The organism is Paracnuella aquatica, assembly GCF_003332885.2.
Lineage (GTDB): Bacteria > Bacteroidota > Bacteroidia > Chitinophagales > Chitinophagaceae > Flavisolibacter > Flavisolibacter aquaticus.
Map to the genome: position 1 here is coordinate 134,814 of NZ_QOWJ01000009.1, position 19,104 is coordinate 153,917.

The 19,104-nt window shown below is 51.2% G+C and carries 16 protein-coding genes; 8 read left to right on the forward strand and 8 right to left on the reverse strand.

All coding sequences use genetic code 11. From position 1 onward, the window contains the following. Positions 1-20: 20 nt before the first annotated feature. The 3 genes from DRJ53_RS13780 to cobA form a co-directional block, all read right to left on the reverse strand. The gene (locus DRJ53_RS13780; protein WP_114236231.1) at positions 21-1,706 is read right to left on the reverse strand and encodes an NADPH-dependent assimilatory sulfite reductase hemoprotein subunit; all 1,686 of its coding nucleotides are present in this window, start codon (positions 1,704-1,706) and stop codon (positions 21-23) included. 61 nt (positions 1,707-1,767) lie between these two features. Further along, positions 1,768-3,483, reverse strand: a complete 1,716-nt coding sequence (locus DRJ53_RS13785; RefSeq protein ID WP_114236232.1) for a diflavin oxidoreductase — start codon at positions 3,481-3,483, stop codon at positions 1,768-1,770. A 40-nt stretch (positions 3,484-3,523) separates the two neighbouring features. Next, positions 3,524-4,411, reverse strand: coding sequence for a uroporphyrinogen-III C-methyltransferase (gene cobA / locus DRJ53_RS13790; RefSeq protein WP_241558554.1), 888 nt, complete (start codon positions 4,409-4,411; stop codon positions 3,524-3,526). Between the two features lie 431 nt (positions 4,412-4,842). On the opposite strand from cobA, the gene DRJ53_RS13795 reads away from it, so the two are divergent. The 7 genes from DRJ53_RS13795 to DRJ53_RS13825 are packed head-to-tail and all read left to right on the forward strand — an operon-like array spanning position 4,843 to position 11,972. Continuing rightward, complete coding sequence (locus DRJ53_RS13795) at positions 4,843-6,081, forward strand: ABC transporter ATP-binding protein (RefSeq protein ID WP_241558555.1); 1,239 nt, start codon at positions 4,843-4,845, stop codon at positions 6,079-6,081. Positions 6,082-6,134: 53 nt separating this feature from the next. Continuing rightward, a complete protein-coding gene (locus DRJ53_RS13800) occupies positions 6,135-7,406 on the forward strand; it encodes a glycosyltransferase family 2 protein (RefSeq protein ID WP_114236234.1) in 1,272 nt (423 codons plus the stop codon). Further along, positions 7,396-8,268, forward strand: coding sequence for a glycosyltransferase (locus tag DRJ53_RS13805; protein ID WP_114236235.1), 873 nt, complete (start codon positions 7,396-7,398; stop codon positions 8,266-8,268). The genes DRJ53_RS13800 and DRJ53_RS13805 overlap by 11 nt, the downstream gene beginning before the upstream one ends. Before the next feature lies 1 nt (position 8,269). Next, positions 8,270-9,010: a class I SAM-dependent methyltransferase gene (locus DRJ53_RS13810; RefSeq protein WP_114236236.1), complete on the forward strand. Its 741-nt coding sequence runs from the start codon at positions 8,270-8,272 to the stop codon at positions 9,008-9,010. A gap of 1 nt (position 9,011) precedes the next feature. Continuing rightward, the gene (locus DRJ53_RS13815; protein WP_114236237.1) at positions 9,012-10,010 is read left to right on the forward strand and encodes a polysaccharide deacetylase family protein; all 999 of its coding nucleotides are present in this window, start codon (positions 9,012-9,014) and stop codon (positions 10,008-10,010) included. A 4-nt stretch (positions 10,011-10,014) separates the two neighbouring features. After that, the gene (locus DRJ53_RS13820; RefSeq protein ID WP_114236238.1) at positions 10,015-10,965 is read left to right on the forward strand and encodes a glycosyltransferase family 2 protein; all 951 of its coding nucleotides are present in this window, start codon (positions 10,015-10,017) and stop codon (positions 10,963-10,965) included. Then, positions 10,962-11,972, forward strand: coding sequence for a glycosyltransferase family 2 protein (locus DRJ53_RS13825; protein WP_162303875.1), 1,011 nt, complete (start codon positions 10,962-10,964; stop codon positions 11,970-11,972). Before DRJ53_RS13820 ends, DRJ53_RS13825 begins: the two co-directional genes overlap by 4 nt. 47 nt (positions 11,973-12,019) lie before the next feature. Here the strand turns inward: DRJ53_RS13825 and DRJ53_RS13830 are convergent, their stop codons facing one another. The 3 genes from DRJ53_RS13830 to araA all read right to left on the reverse strand — a co-directional run bounded on the left by DRJ53_RS13830 (position 12,020) and on the right by araA (position 16,184). Beyond that, a complete protein-coding gene (locus tag DRJ53_RS13830; protein WP_114236240.1) occupies positions 12,020-12,706 on the reverse strand; it encodes an NUDIX hydrolase in 687 nt (228 codons plus the stop codon). 72 nt (positions 12,707-12,778) lie between these two features. Next, a complete protein-coding gene (locus DRJ53_RS13835) occupies positions 12,779-14,488 on the reverse strand; it encodes a sodium:solute symporter family transporter (RefSeq protein WP_114236241.1) in 1,710 nt (569 codons plus the stop codon). Between the two features lie 196 nt (positions 14,489-14,684). After that, the gene (gene araA / locus DRJ53_RS13840) at positions 14,685-16,184 is read right to left on the reverse strand and encodes an L-arabinose isomerase (RefSeq protein ID WP_114236242.1); all 1,500 of its coding nucleotides are present in this window, start codon (positions 16,182-16,184) and stop codon (positions 14,685-14,687) included. Between the two features lie 126 nt (positions 16,185-16,310). Between araA and DRJ53_RS21320 the strand changes: the two genes are divergently transcribed. Beyond that, positions 16,311-16,484 (forward strand): hypothetical protein, encoded by a 174-nt coding sequence (locus DRJ53_RS21320; protein WP_155523213.1) that lies wholly within the window; start codon positions 16,311-16,313, stop codon positions 16,482-16,484. Between the two features lie 49 nt (positions 16,485-16,533). Here DRJ53_RS21320 and DRJ53_RS13850 read toward each other — a convergent pair whose 3' ends face one another. After that, on the reverse strand, positions 16,534-17,232 hold the full coding sequence (locus DRJ53_RS13850; protein ID WP_114236244.1) for an L-ribulose-5-phosphate 4-epimerase: 699 nt from the start codon (positions 17,230-17,232) through the stop codon (positions 16,534-16,536). 1 nt (position 17,233) lies between these two features. Next, positions 17,234-18,943, reverse strand: coding sequence for a ribulokinase (locus DRJ53_RS13855; RefSeq protein ID WP_114236245.1), 1,710 nt, complete (start codon positions 18,941-18,943; stop codon positions 17,234-17,236). Positions 18,944-19,104: the final 161 nt, after the last annotated feature.

Here is a 19,104-nt window from a genome sequence, read left to right on the forward strand (position 1 = left end):
TTCAATTGGTGTACTTTCTTTTAAGCCGTTACTGCCGGCTGAATGTATTTGCGGTAGCTAAAATCGCCGAATGTTTCGCCGGCACTTCGCTCCTCCTTAAAAGCTGCAAACGCCGCATCCAACTCGGACAGGATTTGCGCTTCATCCAGGCTTTCCTTGTAAATCTTATTCAGCCGCAGACCCAACCGGTCGCCGCCAAAGTGTAAATTATAGCGGCCATAAGCCGTACCTACAAAACCAATTTCCGCAGCATAAGGACGGGCACATCCGTTAGGGCAACCCGTCATGCGCATGATCAGTTCTTCATTTTGCAGGCTATGTTTTTCCAGCAAACCTTCCACTTTATCCAATAGCGATGGCATGTAGCGTTGCGCCTCGGCCAGCGCCAGTGCGCAGGTGTTGAGTGCCACGCAAGCCATTGCGTTGCCACGCAGTTTGGTAGCCCGCTCGGTGTGTGCAATCAATCCGTATTGTTCCAAAATACCGGCAACAAAATCCTTGTCTTCCGGCTTAATGTCGGCAATGATCAGGTTTTGATTGGTGGTAAAACGAAACGCTGCTTTTTCGGATTGTGCTATTTCCAAAAGGGCCTGTTTCATTTTCAACTCCGGTATATCCAGCACCCGGCCGTTTTCAACAAAAAGCGTGTAATACCAAAGGCCTTTATGGTTTTGCTCCCAGCCATAATTATCGCGGCGTGAGGTGAACTCAAACGGCTTGGGATCTTCCAGCTTGAAGCCGCAACGGCGCTCCAGTTCTTCACGCCACCAGGGCAGGCCCAGGCGGTCAACAGTGTACTTGAGGCGGGCCAGTTTGCGGTCGCTGCGGTTGCCATAATCGCGTTGAATGGTGAGCACTTCGTACACCGCCTTCATGATGTTTTCCGGCGTGGTAAAAGCTAAGGGTGAAGCCAGTCGTGCATAGTGGTCGGGGTTGCCATGCGTGGTGCTCATGCCGCCACCCACGCAGATGTTGTAGCCTACAATAACGCCTTTTTTTACGATGGCAATCAGGCCCACATCATTGGTTAAAATATCTACATCGTTGGCCGGCGGAATGGCAATGCCGATCTTGAATTTGCGCGGCATATAACGGTCCTGGTACAACGGATCTTCCTCCAGTTGTTTGTCCGCAATTTTTTCGCCTTCCAGCCAAATCTCGTAATAGGCATTGGTTTTGGGCAGCAACATTTCGGCAATGTCGTTGGCCAGGCCAAAAATCTCCTCGTGCAGCGGCGATGCTGCCGGGTGTGCCGTGCAACATACGTTACGGTTGATATCGCCACAAGTAGCGATTGTGGTCAATGCCGCTTCGTTGAATGCTTTCAACGTGGGCTTTACATGGCTTTTTAAAACGCCGTGCAATTGTATGGTTTGCCTGGTGGTGATTTTGATGGTGCCTGTAGAATGATCGCCTGCAATATGATGCAGCGCCACCCACTGCGCCGGAGATATGTAACCGCCGGTGAGGCGCAACCGAATCATGAATGAATACAGCCGCTCCAGTTTTTTTGCGGCCCGCTCTTCGCGGCGGTCGCGGTCATCCTGCAGGTACATGCCGTGAAAACGAACCAGTGCCTGGTCGTCTTCGGCAATGGAGCCCGTTATTTCGTTGGCAACGCTTTCGGCAAGTGTGCCCCGCAGGCTGTCGCTGCTTTGTTTGATGCGTTCGGTGGAAGAAAGATTCTGATTATTCTGATCTGCCATTATGTAAATCCTTTTGAACTTGTTCCAGTTGTTGGAACCCAGTCGGTGTTCTGTCTGCTAATTAATAAACGTCTTTCAGGTAGCGGCCCGCTTCTTTCAGCTCCGCCAAATAGGCTTCCGCCGCTTCGGCCGATTTGCCGCCATGCTCCGCAATGATCTCCAACAGCGCCGATTCCACATCCACACTCATCGGGTCTTTTGCACCGCAGATGTAGAGTGATGCGCCACCTTGAAGCCAGTTGTACAGCTCTTTTCCCTGCTGCTTCATTTTGTGCTGCACGTACACTTTTTCTTTTTGATCGCGGCTAAAGGCCACGTTCAGTTTGGTGAGCACACCGGTATCAAACCAGTTGAGCAACTCGGTTTGGTACAGGAAGTCGGTAACAAAATGCTGGTCGCCAAAGAACAGCCAGTTGCGGCCGCTGGCGCCGGCAGCATCACGTTCGGCCAAAAACGAACGGAACGGTGCGATGCCGGTTCCCGGCCCTACCATGATCACGTCTTTGTCTTCGTCAGGCAGGCGAAATGCACCATTTTTATGGATGTAAAATTCAATGGTGGTGCCTTCTTCGAGGCGGGCCAGGTAATCGGAGCACAGCCCGAATTTATCTTCACCGTTGATGCAAAACTTATCGCGGGCTACGGTTACATGCACTTCCCCGCTGTGCGCCTCGGGCGACGAGGAAATGGAATACAACCGTGGTGCAGTGGGCTCCAGGATCGCCACCAGGTCTTCGAATGGTGCGGTGGCTTTGTATGGATAAATTTTCAACAAGTCGAGCAGACCCATGCGGGTTTCCGGGATCGTTTGGCCGGTAAGGGCAGCATATTTGGCCACCACCCGTTCGGGCAGGTGTACAATGTTCAGGCGTTTGGTCAGCAGGTCAGCAACGGCCCATTGTTCGTCTTTGTAACTTATTTTTTTCGCAGCATCCACACCGGCTACCGCCAAAATATCGGCCACCAGAGGTGCAGGGTTTGGCGGAATCATTCCCAGTGCATCGCCGGGCAGGTAGGCCACATCCTCCGCTTCAATTTCAATATGATAGGTTTCTTTATTCGAGCCGCGGTCGTTCAGGTTTACGCTGGTAAGGATGGTGCCGGTGTATGTTTTTTTACCCGCACTTTTCTTCACCGCCGGTGCGGCGGTGGCTGCAGCCGGTTCAGCGCTGCTGCTCAGCGAATGGAGCAAGGAATCAAACCAGCTTTCGGCATCGGCCTGGTAATCGGTATCGCATTTTGCCAGCGATACCAAACGCTTGCCACCGAGTTTATCCAGCTGTGCATCCACATCTTCACCTGCCTTGCAAAAAAGCGGGTACGAGGTATCGCCAAGCGCCAACACGCCGTACTTCAATTTCTCGAGCTTAAAGCCATTGGCATGAATGCCGTCGTAAAACTTTTTGGCGGCAGCCGGCGGCTCACCTTCACCCTGCGTACTGATGATGGTAACAAAATACTCTTCCTTCGGCAGGTCGGTTAGCCGGTACTGGTCCAGGCTCACCAGCTTTGCATTGATGCCGCTTTTTTTTGCCTTGGCGGCAAAATCAGCAGCCAGCTTTTTGGAGTTGCCGGTTTCGGTACCGTAGGCAATGGTGATTTTACCGGCCTTTGCAGGGGCTGCAGTGCCACCGGCCAAAGCCGATGCCGCAGCGGCTACGTTGGCGCCACCACCGGCGGCTACGCCAGCCAGGTACCCGCTGATCCAGGCCAGCTCTTCGCGGCTGGATCCTGCAATCAGTTCTTCAACAATTTTCAGTTTCGGCGATGCTATCATGCGGTTATAAGTTCAGCGTGTTAAATCTTATTTCAAAAGCTCAGGCCCTTTTGGCATCCGGCCCGTAAGCCACCAGGTTGCCGGTTACGGGGTTAAAATATTCCTCCGCGCCGTTACCATTTGGCCGCCAGGCAAATTGCCGGTGCAGGCCCACCACGTTGCCAATAATGACCAACGACGGCGATTTTAGTTGCAGCCCAGCCAACTCGGCCTCGTAATGTTCCAGCGTGCTGGTGTGCACCTGTTGCAGCGGCGTGGTGGCTTGTTCCACAATGGCCAGTTCCCTTGTTTGGGGCGCACCATTTGCCTTTAATTTGGCTACCACCTGCGGCAGTGTTTCGGACGACATATAAAAAACCAGCGTGTCCGATGTTTGTGCCAGCTCGGCCCAGTAATCATCGGTTACCACATCGTTTTTATAAAAAGTAAGGAATCGCACCGCGGTGCTGTACCCACGAGCAGTAAGCGGAATGCCACTGTACGCAGCTGCACCCAAAGCAGCCGTTACGCCGGGAACAATCTCATAAGAAATGCCGTTGGCGCTGAGCACTTCCAGCTCATCGAGTATGTTGGAAAAAATGGAAACGTCGCCGCCTTTCAGGCGCACTACCCTTTTGCCTTCCAATGCATACTCTACCAACAATTCGTTGATGGTGCGCTGCGGAGTGGAGGCACCGCGGCGGCATTGTTTGCCTACGGCAATGATCTCGGCTTCGGGGTTCGTAAGTTCTTTTAAAATTTCCGGGCTCACCAGCCGGTCAGCCAGCACCACCTCGGCACGCTGCAACAGGCGCAGCGCTTTCAGGGTCAGCAGCTCAGGATCGCCGGGGCCTGCACCCACCAAGGCAACATGCCCTTTCTGGCTCCGCTCCGGCCGCTGCATGGGCTGCGGTGTGGCTGGTGTATTCTTGATCGTTGTGTATTCCATTGTGCTGCGGGTATAGCCGGGCAGTAGCGAAAGTATTACCCCACCAATTTTGTAGATTATGCAAATATAGGGAGCCCGTTTCTAACGTCCCATCGTTTTTGCTTTTTTTTCAAACTGCCAAGGCGAATAATAGATGAAACAGCAGGGCTTGGCGGCTTTTTTAAAATTTTGTACAATAGAAAATGGTCGGGTTGTTTAGGCAGAGGAGCCGACTTGGGAGAAATTCCCGCACAAAACAGCCGCAGCATGATTCATTTTTGCCAAAAGAAGCTGTGCCGTAAATATTATTTATTTTTGCCTTATTCGGCTCTTTGGCCCCGAAAGCAAAAGCGGCGTCTTATCTTTCCGGCCGCTATTCCGCACCTAATCAGAATTAACTACCAATGGGTACCACCATTATTCAGGCAGAACATTTATCCAAACGATACCGTTTGGGCACAATAGGTACCGGTTCGCTCCGGCAAGACCTGACCCAATGGTGGCACAAATCCATAATGGGCAAAAACGGGCAACCGCATTTTCCCGACACCGATGCATTGGGCAACACCAAATACTTGTGGGCACTGAAAGATGTCAGCTTTGAACTCAAAGAAGGCGAGGCCATGGGCATCATTGGTTCCAACGGTTCCGGCAAATCCACCCTGCTCAAAGTTATTTCCCGCATCATCAAACCCACCAGCGGCACCGTTCGGGGCCGCGGCAAAATCAGCAGCCTGCTGGAAGTAGGCACCGGGTTTCATGAGGAGCTGACGGGGCGGGAAAACATTTTTATCAGCGGCTCCATCCTGGGCATGCGCAAAGCTGAGATCCAGCGCAAGTTCGACGAGATCGTAGCTTTTTCCGGCGTGGAGCAGTTTTTAGATACTCCGGTAAAACGATATTCCTCCGGCATGTATGTGCGGCTGGCTTTTGCCGTGGCTGCCCACCTGGAGCCCGATATTTTGATTGTGGATGAAGTGCTGGCCGTGGGCGATGCCGAATTCCAGAAAAAATGCCTCGGCAAAATGAACGAGGTATCGCATAAAGAAGGCCGCACCATTTTGTTTGTGAGCCACAACATGCAGGCGGTTACCAACCTTTGCGACAAAGCGATGTGGCTGAACAAAGGTACGCTCATGAACGTAGGCATTGCCACCGACGTGGTGAACAAATACATCATGGGTGTGCAGCAGTTGCAAAACGAAAAGGTTTGGACCGATGCAGCCACTGCACCCGGCAACGAGTGGGTAACGATGCAATCAGTATCGCTTGTGCCGCACCGCATCAACCCCGATGCGCCGCTCGATATCCGTACCCCGCTTACGGTGAAATTCAAACTATGGAACCATGTGCCCGGCGTACAGCTCAATGTAAGCCTGCATGTGTTTTCGTATGGTGGCGAGTGCATTTTCGACCTGCCGTCGCCTGCTATCGAATGCGATAAAGGTGTGGTTGAAGGCGTTTGCGAAATACCCGGCAACTTTTTTAACGACGGCGCTTATTTTATCAACCTGGTGGTGGTAAAAGACACCTCCGTTATGTTGTTCGAGCTCAACGAATGTTTGTCTTTTGAACTGGAAGACTACCGCGGTGATATTAAATGGTATGGTAAATGGATGGGTGCCGTTCGGCCGCAGTTTCCATTCATCATAAAACAGGATCAATTTGCGCCGCTGCCCAACACCTTTTGATGTTTTTTTTCGTTATTGTACGAAAATGGAGTTTTTTGTAACCCGCATGACGCATGAAATTTAAGGCTTATCATATTGCCCATCTTTATTTCGACCAACCGCTGGAGGATTTCCCTCTGGCCACAGAAAGCAATGGGCAGTATGTGGTGTATTGGTGGAAAGACATTCCGCTAGGCCACACATATTTCGAGGCAGGCAGCAACAATGCTTTGCCCCATGCCCTGCCTAAAATAGTGGCTTCCATTTCGGAGGCCATACAATTTTACACCGGCAAACAAGCCGCTGAATGGAGCAAGCCGCTGTTGCAAAACAACTGGCCTGAATTCCAAAGCTGGCTGCAACAGGCGCTGGACCAGCCGGAACAAAACGAGCTACCGCAATCCGTGCCGGTAAGCGTAGTGATCTGTACCCGCAACCGTGCGGCGCAATTGGCCAACTGCCTGGTATCCCTGGCTACACAAAGGGTAGCGCCGCAGGAAATCATTGTGGTGGACAATGCGCCATCCGACAACAGCACCGCCGAAGTGGCCGCTCGTTTCCCCGATATCCGTTATATCAGGGAGTCGAAAACCGGGCTCGATATTGCCCGCAATACCGGCGCACTGGCGGCCTCTTACCCTGTTATTGCCTATACCGATGATGATGTAAAACTGCATCCGCTGTGGACGTATCGCATCTGGCAGGCGTTTGACGAAAGTCCACGCATGGCTGCACTTACCGGACTGGTAATTGCCACTGAACTAAAAACCGAGGCACAACTCATTTTTGAAAAATTCTGGAGTTTTAACCGCGGTTATGTAGACAAAGTATACGGCCGCGATTTCTTTGAAGGCAACCTCCGTTCCGGCCCGCCCGTTTGGGAAATTGGCGCCGGCGCCAATATGGCTTTTCGCAAAACAGCATTTGAGCAGGTGGGCTATTTCGATGAATTGCTTGACGCCGGCAAAGCTGGCTGCAACGGCGATTCGGAAATATGGTTCCGCATCCTCAACCACGGCCTGGAGATCAATTATAATCCACGCGTCATTGCTTTTCACGAGCACCGCCGCACCATGGCAGAATTGAAGCGACAGATGTTTCATTACCTGCGCGGCTTTACCGTAGCGGCATTGCTGCAGCAAGACCGTCAGCCGGCCGCTGGCTACCGCCGCCGCCTGTACCTGACGCTGCCGCGGTACAATGCCCGCCGCATCATTGATGGTTTTCCTAATTACAGGTTTCAGTACCGCACCATCGGGCCCGAAATGCGTGGCATGGTATCAGGCTTTTTTTACTACCTGAAAAATAAAAAGTACTCTTCCATTATTCCGTACAATGCTAAATAAAGCATCCGCACCAACAATTTCGGTTATTATTCCCTGTTATAATCACGGAAAGTACCTGCAGCAGGCCATTGACAGCGTCAATAGCCAGGCAGGCGTGCATACAGAGATTGTTGTGGTGGATGATGGCTCTTCCGACAACACAAAGGAAGTGGCCGGGCAAAATGGTGAGGTCAAATACATTTACCAAACCAATGCTGGCCTATCGGCTGCACGCAATACGGGCATAAAAGAGAGTAATGGCGAGTACCTGCTGTTCCTCGACGCCGACGACTGGCTGCTGCCCGGCGCCCTGCAAATCAATCTTCGCCTGATGGAGCAGCACCCCGAGGCTGCATTTGTATCGGGCGGGCACGAAAAAGTGTTTGCCGCCACCGGCAAAAAAGAGGTGGAAGACATGCCGGTTACCGATAACCATTACATGAACCTGTTGCAGGGCAATTATATCGGCATGCATGCCACCGTTTTATACCGGCGGTCGGTTTTCAACGAATTTTTGTTTGATGAAACCCTGCGTGCCTGCGAGGATTATGACCTTTATTTAAAAATTGCCCGTAAATACCCGGTGCTGCATCATACCCAACTTATTGCTGCATACCGCATACACGGCGCCAACATGTCGGGCAATATTCCTTTTATGGTGCGGCATGTGGAGCAGGTGTTGCACCGGCAGGAGCCGGTGTTGCGATCATCTGAAGAACGTGCAGCGTTAAAAAATGGCTTTCATATTTGGCGCGACTACTATGCCGGGCTTTTGCTGCAGCGGATAAAAAGGGAAAAAGGGCTCCGCAGCATCCGCGACGGTGCATATTTGTTTAGCTTGCAGCCCCACCGGGTATTCAGCATTTTCAAACGAAAAAACTAACATGCTTAAATCGATCATCAAGAAAACAATGCCTGCATCCGGCATCCGGCTCATACAAAAACTGGGTTTTTACAAACACTATAAACCTGCGCCTGGAACGGTTTCGATGGGCGACCTGAACCGGTTGACACCGCTGAGCACCGAGTTTGGCTACGACCGTGGCGGCCCTGTTGACCGCTATTATATTGAAAACTTTTTGAGTCAGGAAAGTGCCGCCATCAAAGGGCGGGTGCTGGAAATTGGCGACAATGAATACACGCTGCTTTTTGGCGGTGCTAAAGTGCAGCAAAGCGACATCCTGCACGTGGATGCCACCAATAAAAAAGCAACATTTATTGGCGACCTGAGCAATGCACCGCAAGTGCCCGACAACACATTTGACGCCATTGTGCTGACGCAAACACTGCACCTGATTTACGATGTAAAAGGCGCACTGGCCACTTGCTACCGGGTGCTCAAACCTGGCGGCGTATTGCTGCTCACCGTTCCAGGTATTACCCCTATTGATCACGGCGAGTGGAACAAAACCTGGTACTGGGCTTTTACCGATAAAGGGATGCGGGCCCTGACGGCCGAGATGTTTCCTGATGGCAACACGGTGGTGGAAAGCCATGGCAATGTGCTGGCGGCTACTGCATTCCTGTACGGCATGGGACTGCCGGAAGTAGCTAAAGAAAAACTTGATCATAACGACCCGTTTTTCCAGGTGATCGTAACCGTTAGGGCACAGAAAAAAGCATAGTTTGAAGCAACTGCTCACCACATTTTACTACCGTTACCTGGCACCAAAATGTATGGTGCTGATGTACCACCGTGTGGCTACGCCACCAACGGATGTGTGGGAAATTGCAGTGAGTCCAAAACATTTTGAAGAACAGCTGCAGGTGTTACAGGCTACCGGCAGAGTGGTGCCGTTGAACGACATGGTGCAATCGATCAAGCAAGGGAAGATCAAGGATAAAACCATTGCCCTGACCTTTGATGATGCTTATGCCGATAATATAACAGTGGCACTGCCGTTATTGGAACAATACGGCTTGCCCGCAACCTTTTTTGTAACATCCATTGAGAAAGGACCTTTTTGGTGGGATGCACTTGAGCAGACTTTGCTCACCTCTCCGCACTTGCCGGCTACATTACAGATACCAATGGATGGCGGAAGTTTCGATTTGACGGAGGAAGCTACACTCACCGAACGGCTACAGCAACTGCATCGTACGTGGAAACCTTTTGAAGCTGATGCACCTACCCGCAGGGCAAAATTGTACTTGCAATTGTGGCAACAAATGCGGCCCATGGTTCCGGCGCAACAGCAGCATTTTTTACAACAATTATTGCAACTGAATAATTTAGTTTTAACCGCACCAAACGAAATCGCTACACCGCGACAGTTGCAATCACTCAAAGGGCACCGCCTGATTGACATAGAAGCCCATACCGCGCAGCACCCGGCATTGGGTATGCATGATGCGCAGTTTCAAAAAGAACAGGTACAAAGCAACAGGTTGGCGCTGGAACAACGCTTTGGCAAGAAGGTATCGCTGCTGGCTTATCCGTATGGCCATTACAATGGCGACAGCATGCAGGTGGCCGCCAGTCTTAACTTTGATGCGGCTTTTACCACCAATCCCGAACCCATCACCAAACGCAGCCATCCGTTTCAACTTGGACGATTCCAGGTGCCTGATTGCAGCGGCGATGCCTTTGCACAAAAACTGTCCGGCTGGCTCCGCAAATATTAAACCTATGGAATTAACACCTCTTGTTTCGGTCATCATCACTTTTCTCAATGAAGAGCGGTTCCTTGCACAGTCTGTGGAAAGCGTGCTTGCCCAGACTTATAAAAACTGGGAACTGATCCTGGTAGACGACGGCTCCACTGATAGCAGTGTGGCGCTGGCAAAACAATATGCAGCCCAACACCCCGGAAAAATATTTTACTACGAACATCCCGGCCATTCGAACCAAGGGCTCAGTGCCAGCCGCAATGCAGGCATCGCTGCCTCACGGGGAAGCCTGGTTGCTTTTTTGGACGCCGATGATATCTGGCTACCCGAAAAAATGGTGCAGCAGGTGGGCTTGCATCTCAAATACCCTGATGCAGGATTGATTGCCGAAGGATCGGTGCATTGGTACAACTGGAACGAACGGCAGAAAGAAAACTGTATCGTGCCGGTGGGTGTACCGGGTAACCAATTGTACCCGCCGCAGGCACTTACCGTACTATTATACCCGCTGAAAAATGCAGCAACCCCAGGGCCCTGTTCGTGGATGCTTACCCGTGCAGCCATCGACCGGGTGGGCGGCTTTGAATCTTCATTTCGTGGCAACTTGCAGTTGTACGAAGACCAGGCGTTTTTATGCAAAGTATACTTGAACGAATACGTGTATATAGCCAACACCTGCAACAACTGGTACCGCCAGCGTGACGGTTCCATCATGAAATCGGTAAAGGATGATGGCAAGTATGATGTGGTGCGCCAGCATTTTTTGGGCTGGATGAAAGCGTACTTGCAGCAAAAAGGCATTCATAATACGGAAATAGACAAGCTGGTGGATAAAGCGCTGTTCCCATACCAACATCCGCAGTTGCATTTCATCATGTACCAATTGCCGAAAAAAGTATGGAACGGTGTAAAACGGGTGACGCCGGTACGAGTGAAAGATGCGTTGCAAAAACTAACCGGCGGCGCATGATATCACTCACTGTTGTGCTGCCTGTGTACAATGGCCTGCCGTTTCTTACAGCAGCCGTCAACAGTGTGTTGCAACAAACCTTCACCGATTTTGAATTCATCATTATTGATGATTGCTCTACCGACGGCAGTTACGAGCTCCTGCAAACCTATACTGATCCGCGTATCCGCCTTTTTCGCAACGAAGCAAATAGCGGCATCAGTTTTACACTCAACCGCGGCATTGCGCTGGCGCAAACCGACTGGATTGTGCGCATGGACAGCGATGATATTTGCCGACCCAACCGGCTTGAACAGCAGGCGAAATTCATACAACAACACCCCGATGGTGCCTTGTACTCCTGCGATGTACAAAAGATCAACGAGCAGGGCGCACCCATAAGCAGCGACCGGTTTGATACCCAGTTTTATTTTTATCACCTGCATTTTTTCTGCATTGTTTACCACCCTGCCGTGGTGATGCGTAAAAGCGCCGTGCAGGAAATTGGCGGCTACACCGTGCCTTATGCCGAAGACTGGGAACTGTTTTGGCAACTAAGCCGCAAGTATAAAATGTACCACCAACCTGAGGTGCTGCTCGATTACCGGGTGTCGAGCAAAAGCCTGCACCAGGTGGTGCGTAAAAAAGAATATGCAGCTGCGCAAATGGAGCAATTGATGCGCAACCTGCATTCGGTTACACATCCCCGTTTGCAAGTGCCCCAAAGCCACTTATATTGCCTGCAGCACTATTACGAGCCGCTGGAAGCTGAAGGCAACATCCGCAGTATTGCAGCCTGTCTGCATACGTTAGATGTCATTTCAGAAGGCATTGCAGCGCAACCGAATCCCAACAATGATCCTGCAATAACAAAGCAAGCTGCTGCGAGCAAAAAGCGTTTTATTTTAGAACATTTCATGCGCAGCCTGCCCGGCCCCAAAGCCGTGGCACTGCTGGTTTTGCTGGGCGAATGGGCTTACCTGTGGGACCGGCTTACCAGCCGCTTACCTTTTAGCAAAGCGCAATAAAAAAGCAGCCCAAAGGCTGCTTTAAAACATTTATATCAATTCGGTATTTACACCAGTTTAAAACCGTCTTTCTCCAGCTTCTTATACTTGTGGCTGTCGAACACGTAAAGGAATGCACCCTTCCGCGATGACTCTTTTTCCTTTTCATCCAGCTTGCGCAGAATTTCAAAAGAAAGAATTTTGCGGGTAAAATTGCGTTTATCCAACTCCGTTTCATAGATGGCCTCATACAGCGCCTGCAATTGCGGCAGCGTAAACTTGTGCGGCAACAATGCAAACCCGATGGGATAGTTTGCCACCTTTTGCCGCAGCCGTTCGCGGGCCATATCCAGCATGTGGCGGTGGTCAAACACAAGCGGCGGAATCGCCTCCATGCTAAACCACTGCGCCTGGTGTTCTTCCATCAGCTCGCTGCTGTAGTCATCTATTTTAATGAGGGCATAATAAGCAATAGAAACCACGCGGCCACCGGGATCGCGTTCCACTTCGCCAAAGCAATGCAGTTGCTCCATGTAAATATCCTGCATGCCGGTAAGCTGGTCTAGGATGCGCTTGGCAGCATCATCCACACTTTCCTCCTGTTGCACAAAGCCGCCCATCAGCGACCACTTGCCCTGCTGCGGCTCAAATCCGCGTTTAATGAGCAAAGCTTTCAATTGGGAACCATCAAAGCCAAAAATGATGCAATCGATGGCCAGCAGTACGGGTTCGAATTTTTTGTATTCGGCTATCAAACTAAACTGCGTTTTAATAGATGATGAAAACAGCAAAGTGCCAACAAGATGCGGCACTTTGCTGTCACAATATTACCAGAATTTAATATACAGCGCACTTAAAATAAGCAGCGTGGCCACAATGAGGGCGATGGTTCCCGGCTTTACCTTAAACATCGAAGAATCAATTTCGATGGCTTTCGGGTTGTCTTTAGGCCCGAACATAGAGATGGCGACCATTACCAACACGGTGAAGAAGAACGACCAGCCCATGCTGATGAGGAACGGAATTTCCACGAAGGTTTTTGTTTCACCGCCAACTACTTTGGTGTATTCATAGGCAGTGTACAACAGGGTTTCGCGGCCAAACATATCGGGCAGCACCGTGGTATTGAATAGCAGCGAAACAAGGAAACCTGTAAGGATACCAGCTACCGCAGCAGCGCCAGTGGTACGCTTCCAGAACATGCCCAGGAGGAACATGGCCAGGATACCCGGCGAAATAAAGCCGGTGTATTTCTGGATAAAAGTAAAACCGCCTTCGCCGCCAATACCCAGCAAATCTTCCCAGGTAAAAATGAGGGAAACCAGCAGGGATGCAATCACCGTCACGCGGCCGATCCACACCATTTTCTTTTCGGTGGCGTCTTTGTTGAAATACTTTTTATACAAGTCCAACGTAAAGATGGTGGAAATGGAGTTGGCCTTTCCCGCCAGCGACGCCACAATGGCTGCCGTCAATGCCGCCAGCGACAAGCCTTTCAGGCCGTTGGGCAAAAACCCGAGGATAGCCGAATAAGCACCGTCTTTGTTGCCTTCAAGCTGCGGCAGGTCACCATTTTCGTACAGCGCATAAGCGGCAATACCCGGAAGCATTACAATTACCGGCATGAACAATTTGAGGAAGCCGGCAAACAGGATACCATTGCGGGCCGTGTTGAGATCAGCACCGAGGGCACGCTGTGTAATGTACTGGTTGCAACCCCAGTAGTTGAGGTTTACAATCCACTGGCCTGCAAAATACATGGCAATACCGGGCAGCACCACATATTTCTGAATGTCCAGGTTCGATGAATTGGGTCCGGGCTTTTCGAGAATCATTTTAAAGTGATCGGGGTGCTTGTCCATCAGCACCTGGAAGCCGGCAAACGCATCGCGGCCCACGCCAAATTTTTCACCCACAATGGTCAGCGCCATCCATGTGGTAGCCAGGCCACCAATGATGAGCACCGCTACCTGGATTACGTCGGTATAGCCAATCACCTTCATACCGCCGAGGGTAATAATGAGGGCCATGATAGCCAGCGCCACCATGATGGCATGCAGGTATCCGCCGCCCATCAAACCATTGATGGCAACGGCACCGAGATACAGGATGGAAGTAAGGTTTACAAATACATACAGGAACAACCAGAAGATTGCCATGATCAGTGCCACCGTGCTGTTGTAGCGGTTGGTGAGGAACTGCGGCATGGTCATGATCTTATTCTTCAGGTATATGGGCATGAAGAACACGGCAATGATGATGAGGGCCAGGGCGGCAATCCATTCGTAGGCCGCAACCGCGGTACCTACAAAAAAGCCGTCGCCCGACATGCCGATAAATTGCTCTGCAGAAATGTTGGAAGCAATCATTGAGGCACCGATAGCCCACCAGGTAAGCGAACCTTCGGCGAGGAAGAAATCATGTGTGCTGGTTTGGGCCTTTTTCTTTCGGTTGTAGATCCAGTAACCATAGCCGGCCACAATCACGAAGTAGACCAGGAACACTACATAATCACTCCAGTTAAGTCCATTTCTCATAATGGAAGTATGCGTTTTAAAGTTGGTGGAAGAAAGATGCGGCGGGAAACCGCATCTTTCAAAAATAGGGCAACATGGGGATTTCGGATTGCGGATTTTAGATTGACGATTTAATACAGTTAGCCGGTAAAAGAAGGCGAACTATCCATTTTCATAAACCCAATCCAAAATCTTAAATCGTACATCCGAAATCCTCTTAACCTTTGATTTGATGATACACTTCGCTCCAGCGCAGCTCTTGCTTCAGTTGGTGCAGCCTGGTGTCCTGATCGATCAAAACATACTCGATGCCGGCAATCTCGGCAAAGTCGGCCATGTGTTCAGCAGTCAGGTTTTGGCTGTAGCAGGTGTGGTGTGCACCGCCGGCATAGATCCATGCAGCGCAACCGGTTTTCATATCCGGCATCGGTTTCCACAGCACACGGGCTACGGGCAGTTTGGGCAGTTCGTGTTGTGGTGCCACGGCTTCAACCGTATTGACCAACAGGCGGAAACGGTTGCCCATATCCACGATGGATGCGTTTAATGCAGCACCGCCATCTACGTTAAACACCAGGCGCACCGGGTCGGCTTTGCCGCCAATACCCAGCGGGTGAATTTCGCAGGAAGCTTTTCCGTTGGCAATGGAAGGACAGATCTCCAGCATGTGCGACCCCAATACCAGCGGGTTCTTTGGATCGAAGTGGTAGGTATAGTCTTCCATGAACGAGTTGCCGCCAGGTAGCCCCGCTCCCATTACTTTCATGGCCCGCACCAGGGCAGCAGTTTTCCAGTCGCCTTCGCCGCCAAAGCCATAGCCATCGGCCATCAGGCGCTGGGTGGCAATGCCCGGAAGCTGCACCATGCCGTGCAGGTCTTCAAACGTATCGGTAAATCCTTTGAAGTTTCCATCCACCAAAAACTTGCGCAGGCCCAGTTCAATTTTAGCGGCATCACGGAGCGAAGAATGTTGTTCACCGCCTTTCTTCAGCTTATCGGCCAGGTTGTAGGTGGTTGCATATTCTTCAACCAGCGCATCCAGGTCGCCATCACTAACGGCGTTGATCACCTGCACGAGATCGCCAATGCCATGATAGTTTACCGAGTAGCCAAACTTCATTTCGGCTTCTACTTTGTCACCTTCGGTTACGGCCACAAAACGCATATTGTCGCCAAAGCGCACAAAACGTGCACCCTGCCAGTCGTTCCAGCCGGCGGCGGCCCGGGTCCATGCACCCAGTTGTTGCAGCACTTCTTCGTCCTGCCAGTGGCCTACAACCACTTTGCGGTTGAGGCGCAGCCGGCTCACCATAAAACCAAACTCACGGTCGCCATGAGCGCTTTGGTTCAGGTTCATAAAGTCCATGTCGATTTCGCCCCAGGGAATATCACGGTTGAACTGCGTGTGCAGGTGCGCCATGGGTTTTTGCAAAATCTGCAGCCCGCGGATCCACATTTTTGCCGGCGAAAAAGTATGCATCCAGGCCACTACGCCAATACACTGCTTGGCGGCGTTGGCTTCGGCGCAAACGCGGTAAATTTCTTCGGGAGTGGTTACTACCGGCTTAAACACAACAGACACCGGAATGGCTGCAGCGCCGTTGAGCGACTGGGCAATTTCCTGCGAATGGGCAGCTACCTGCTTCAGGGTTTCTTCACCGTACAGATGCTGGCTGCCGGTAACAAACCAAACTTCGAACTCTTTTAAATTGATCATTGTGGTTGGTCTTGATATTATTAGTTGAAGAAGTTAAACGAGTGGCCTGCGCAGCGACCGTTGCTTCACGGCGCTGGGGCTACATTTTAAAAAAATGGGGTGCAAAAAATTTTGAAAAGGTAATGAATGATGGGGCAACATTTACAACCGCAACAGATTGATGAAAGCATGGAGCATGTGCAGCAAGCAAACGGCCTTGCGGCACCTGTTGCAAACAGGCATCAAACAAAATTTGGGAATGGCTGTAAGTGTTCATTTTTTGTTGCGGGCAATCGTAAAAATGGAGCAAAGCCAATGTAAAATGGTCAATGGCGAAACTAAACCTGTTGTGCGCCATTGACCATTTTATTTACTGACCGTAATAAGAATTCGGTCCGTGCTTGCGTTCGTAATGCTTATTCACCAACGCATCTTTTAACCTCGGTGCGTTCGGATTGATCTGCTCGGTTAACAAAGCCATTTTAGCAACCATTTCCAGCACGGCACTATTGTACACTGCTTTGTCTGGTGTTTTGCCCCAGGTAAATGGTGCATGGTTGCCCACCAAAATCATTTCTACTTCTTTGTAGCTCAGGCCCCGCTCCTGCAGGCAATTGATGATCTGGAAACCGGTCTGGTATTCGTAATCGCCGCGGATCATTTCATCAGACATGGGCGGTGCACAGGGAATGTCCACTGTTGTATGATCGGCATGCGTGGTACCGTAGTTAACAATATCGCGCTGCGATTGTGCCCAGGCCGTTGCATACACCGAATGCGTGTGTACAATGCCGCCAATATCTTCCCAATGTTTGTACAGCACGGCATGCGTTAATGTATCGGAAGAAGGCCGCAAAGAACCGGCAACGGTTTTACCGTCAAAATCAACGATCACCATTTTATCGGGCGACAAATCCTTGTAAGGCACGCCGCTTGGCTTGATGGCAAATACGCCCTGGCTGCGGTCGGCGGCGCTAACGTTGCCAAATGTAAAAAGCACCAGCCCCAGTTCGGGCAGTTGCATGTTGGCTGCATAGGCAGCTTCCTGTATGTGTTGATACGGATTCATGTCAGGCTTCGGTGAGTGTATTTTCTGCGATCAGTTTTTTGGTTTGTGCTTCGATGAATGCACCGGTCCGGGCATATTTCTGGTAGCGTTTGGCATAAATGCCTACACTTTCTTCATTGGGAAAATACTCGGCATCAAAGCCCTGCCCCATTGCGTTCATGGCGTCTTCTACTTTATCATACACACCAGCGGCAGTTGCAGCAAACATGGCAGCACCCAGGGCGCAGGTTTGCTCAGAGCGGTGAATGCGAATAGGCATGTTCATTACATCGGCCATCATCTGCATAATGAACGGCGATTTTTTGGCAACGCCACCCAAGCCGATCAAACCTTTTACAGGCACGCCTTCTTCTACAAAACGATCAACAATGGCCTTAGCGCCAAAGCAGGTAGCTTCCACCAGTGCACGGAACATACGCGGTGCATCGGTGCCCATATTGAGGCCAGTAAATGCACCTTTCAGCAGTTGGTCGGCATCGGGTGTGCGGCGGCCGTTGATCCAGTCAATGGCCAACTCGCAGTTGTCGTCGGGCTCAATTTGAGCAGCCTGGCGGCTTAGCTCGGGAATGATTTTATCCACCGATTCTTCTACCAGTTTTTTAGCGGTATCGGCATCGATGATCGACGATTGCGTGAGCACATTTTGCAACGGCCAGGCCAGCACATTGCGCAGCCACGCATAGGCATCGCCAAAGGCCGACTGGCCCGCTTCCATACCCAGCATGCCAGGAATAACAGAACCGGGAACCTGTCCGCAAATGCCCCGCACCAGTTTGTCGCCCACTTCTTCGTTGGGCGCCACCAGTATGTCGCAAGTTGAAGTGCCCATTACTTTCGACAAGTAATAAGGCTCAATTTGTCCGCCCACTGCACCCATATGGCAATCGAACGCACCGGCGCCGATTGCAACGGTTTCGGGCAGGCCCAGGCGCTGCGCCCACTCGGCCGAGATGGTGCCTACAGCGGTATCGGACGTGTATACTTCGGTAAATAATTTTTGGGTAATGCCTTGCAGCAACGGGTCCAGTGCAGTGAAGAATTCATCGGGAGGCAATCCGCCCCACTCAACTGCCCACAGCGCTTTGTGGCCCGCAGCACACACGCCGCGTTTGATATCAGCGGCACGTTTGCCACCGGTCAGCAAAAACGGGATCCAGTCGCAATGTTCCACCCACGAATGTAGGGCGCTGCGCACAGCGGGATCAACGCGAATGGTGCGCAGCAGTTTTGCCCAAAACCATTCCGACGAATAAATACCGCCTACATACTGCAGGTAGTTGGTGTCCCACTTGTCGGCATGGGCATTGATTTCAGCGGCTTCGCCTACTGCGGTATGGTCTTTCCACAACACAAACATGGCGTTGGGATTTTCGGCAAACTGCGGCAACAGGGCCAGCGGCGTACCGGTTTCGTCAACAGCAATGGGTGTGGAACCGGTAGTGTCTACCGAAATGGCTTTTACATTGGCAGCAATGGCCGGCCCGGCCTGCAACAGGCAACGTTTGATGGTATCTTCCAGGCCTTCGATATAATCGAGCGGGTGCTGCCGAAACTGGTTAGCGGCAGCATTGCAATACAAACTTTCTTTCCAGCGGGGATAATAAAAAACTGCGGCGGCAACCTCAGTGCCATTGGTGGCATCTACCAGCATGGACCGCACCGAATCGGTACCGTAATCCACGCCAATTACGTAGGCTTCTGACAAGCTCATAGTCAAGCGGGTTTTGAATAGGAAAGATACAGCATTTCTTTAGAAGTGTCAATATTACATTTATGGAGCTATGCTATTTTTGCCCACTCCTTTTTTGGCAAAACAAGTTACTGCAACCATCGCATGCTCCATGCGTCCATTTTTAGGACCAAATCGGTGCT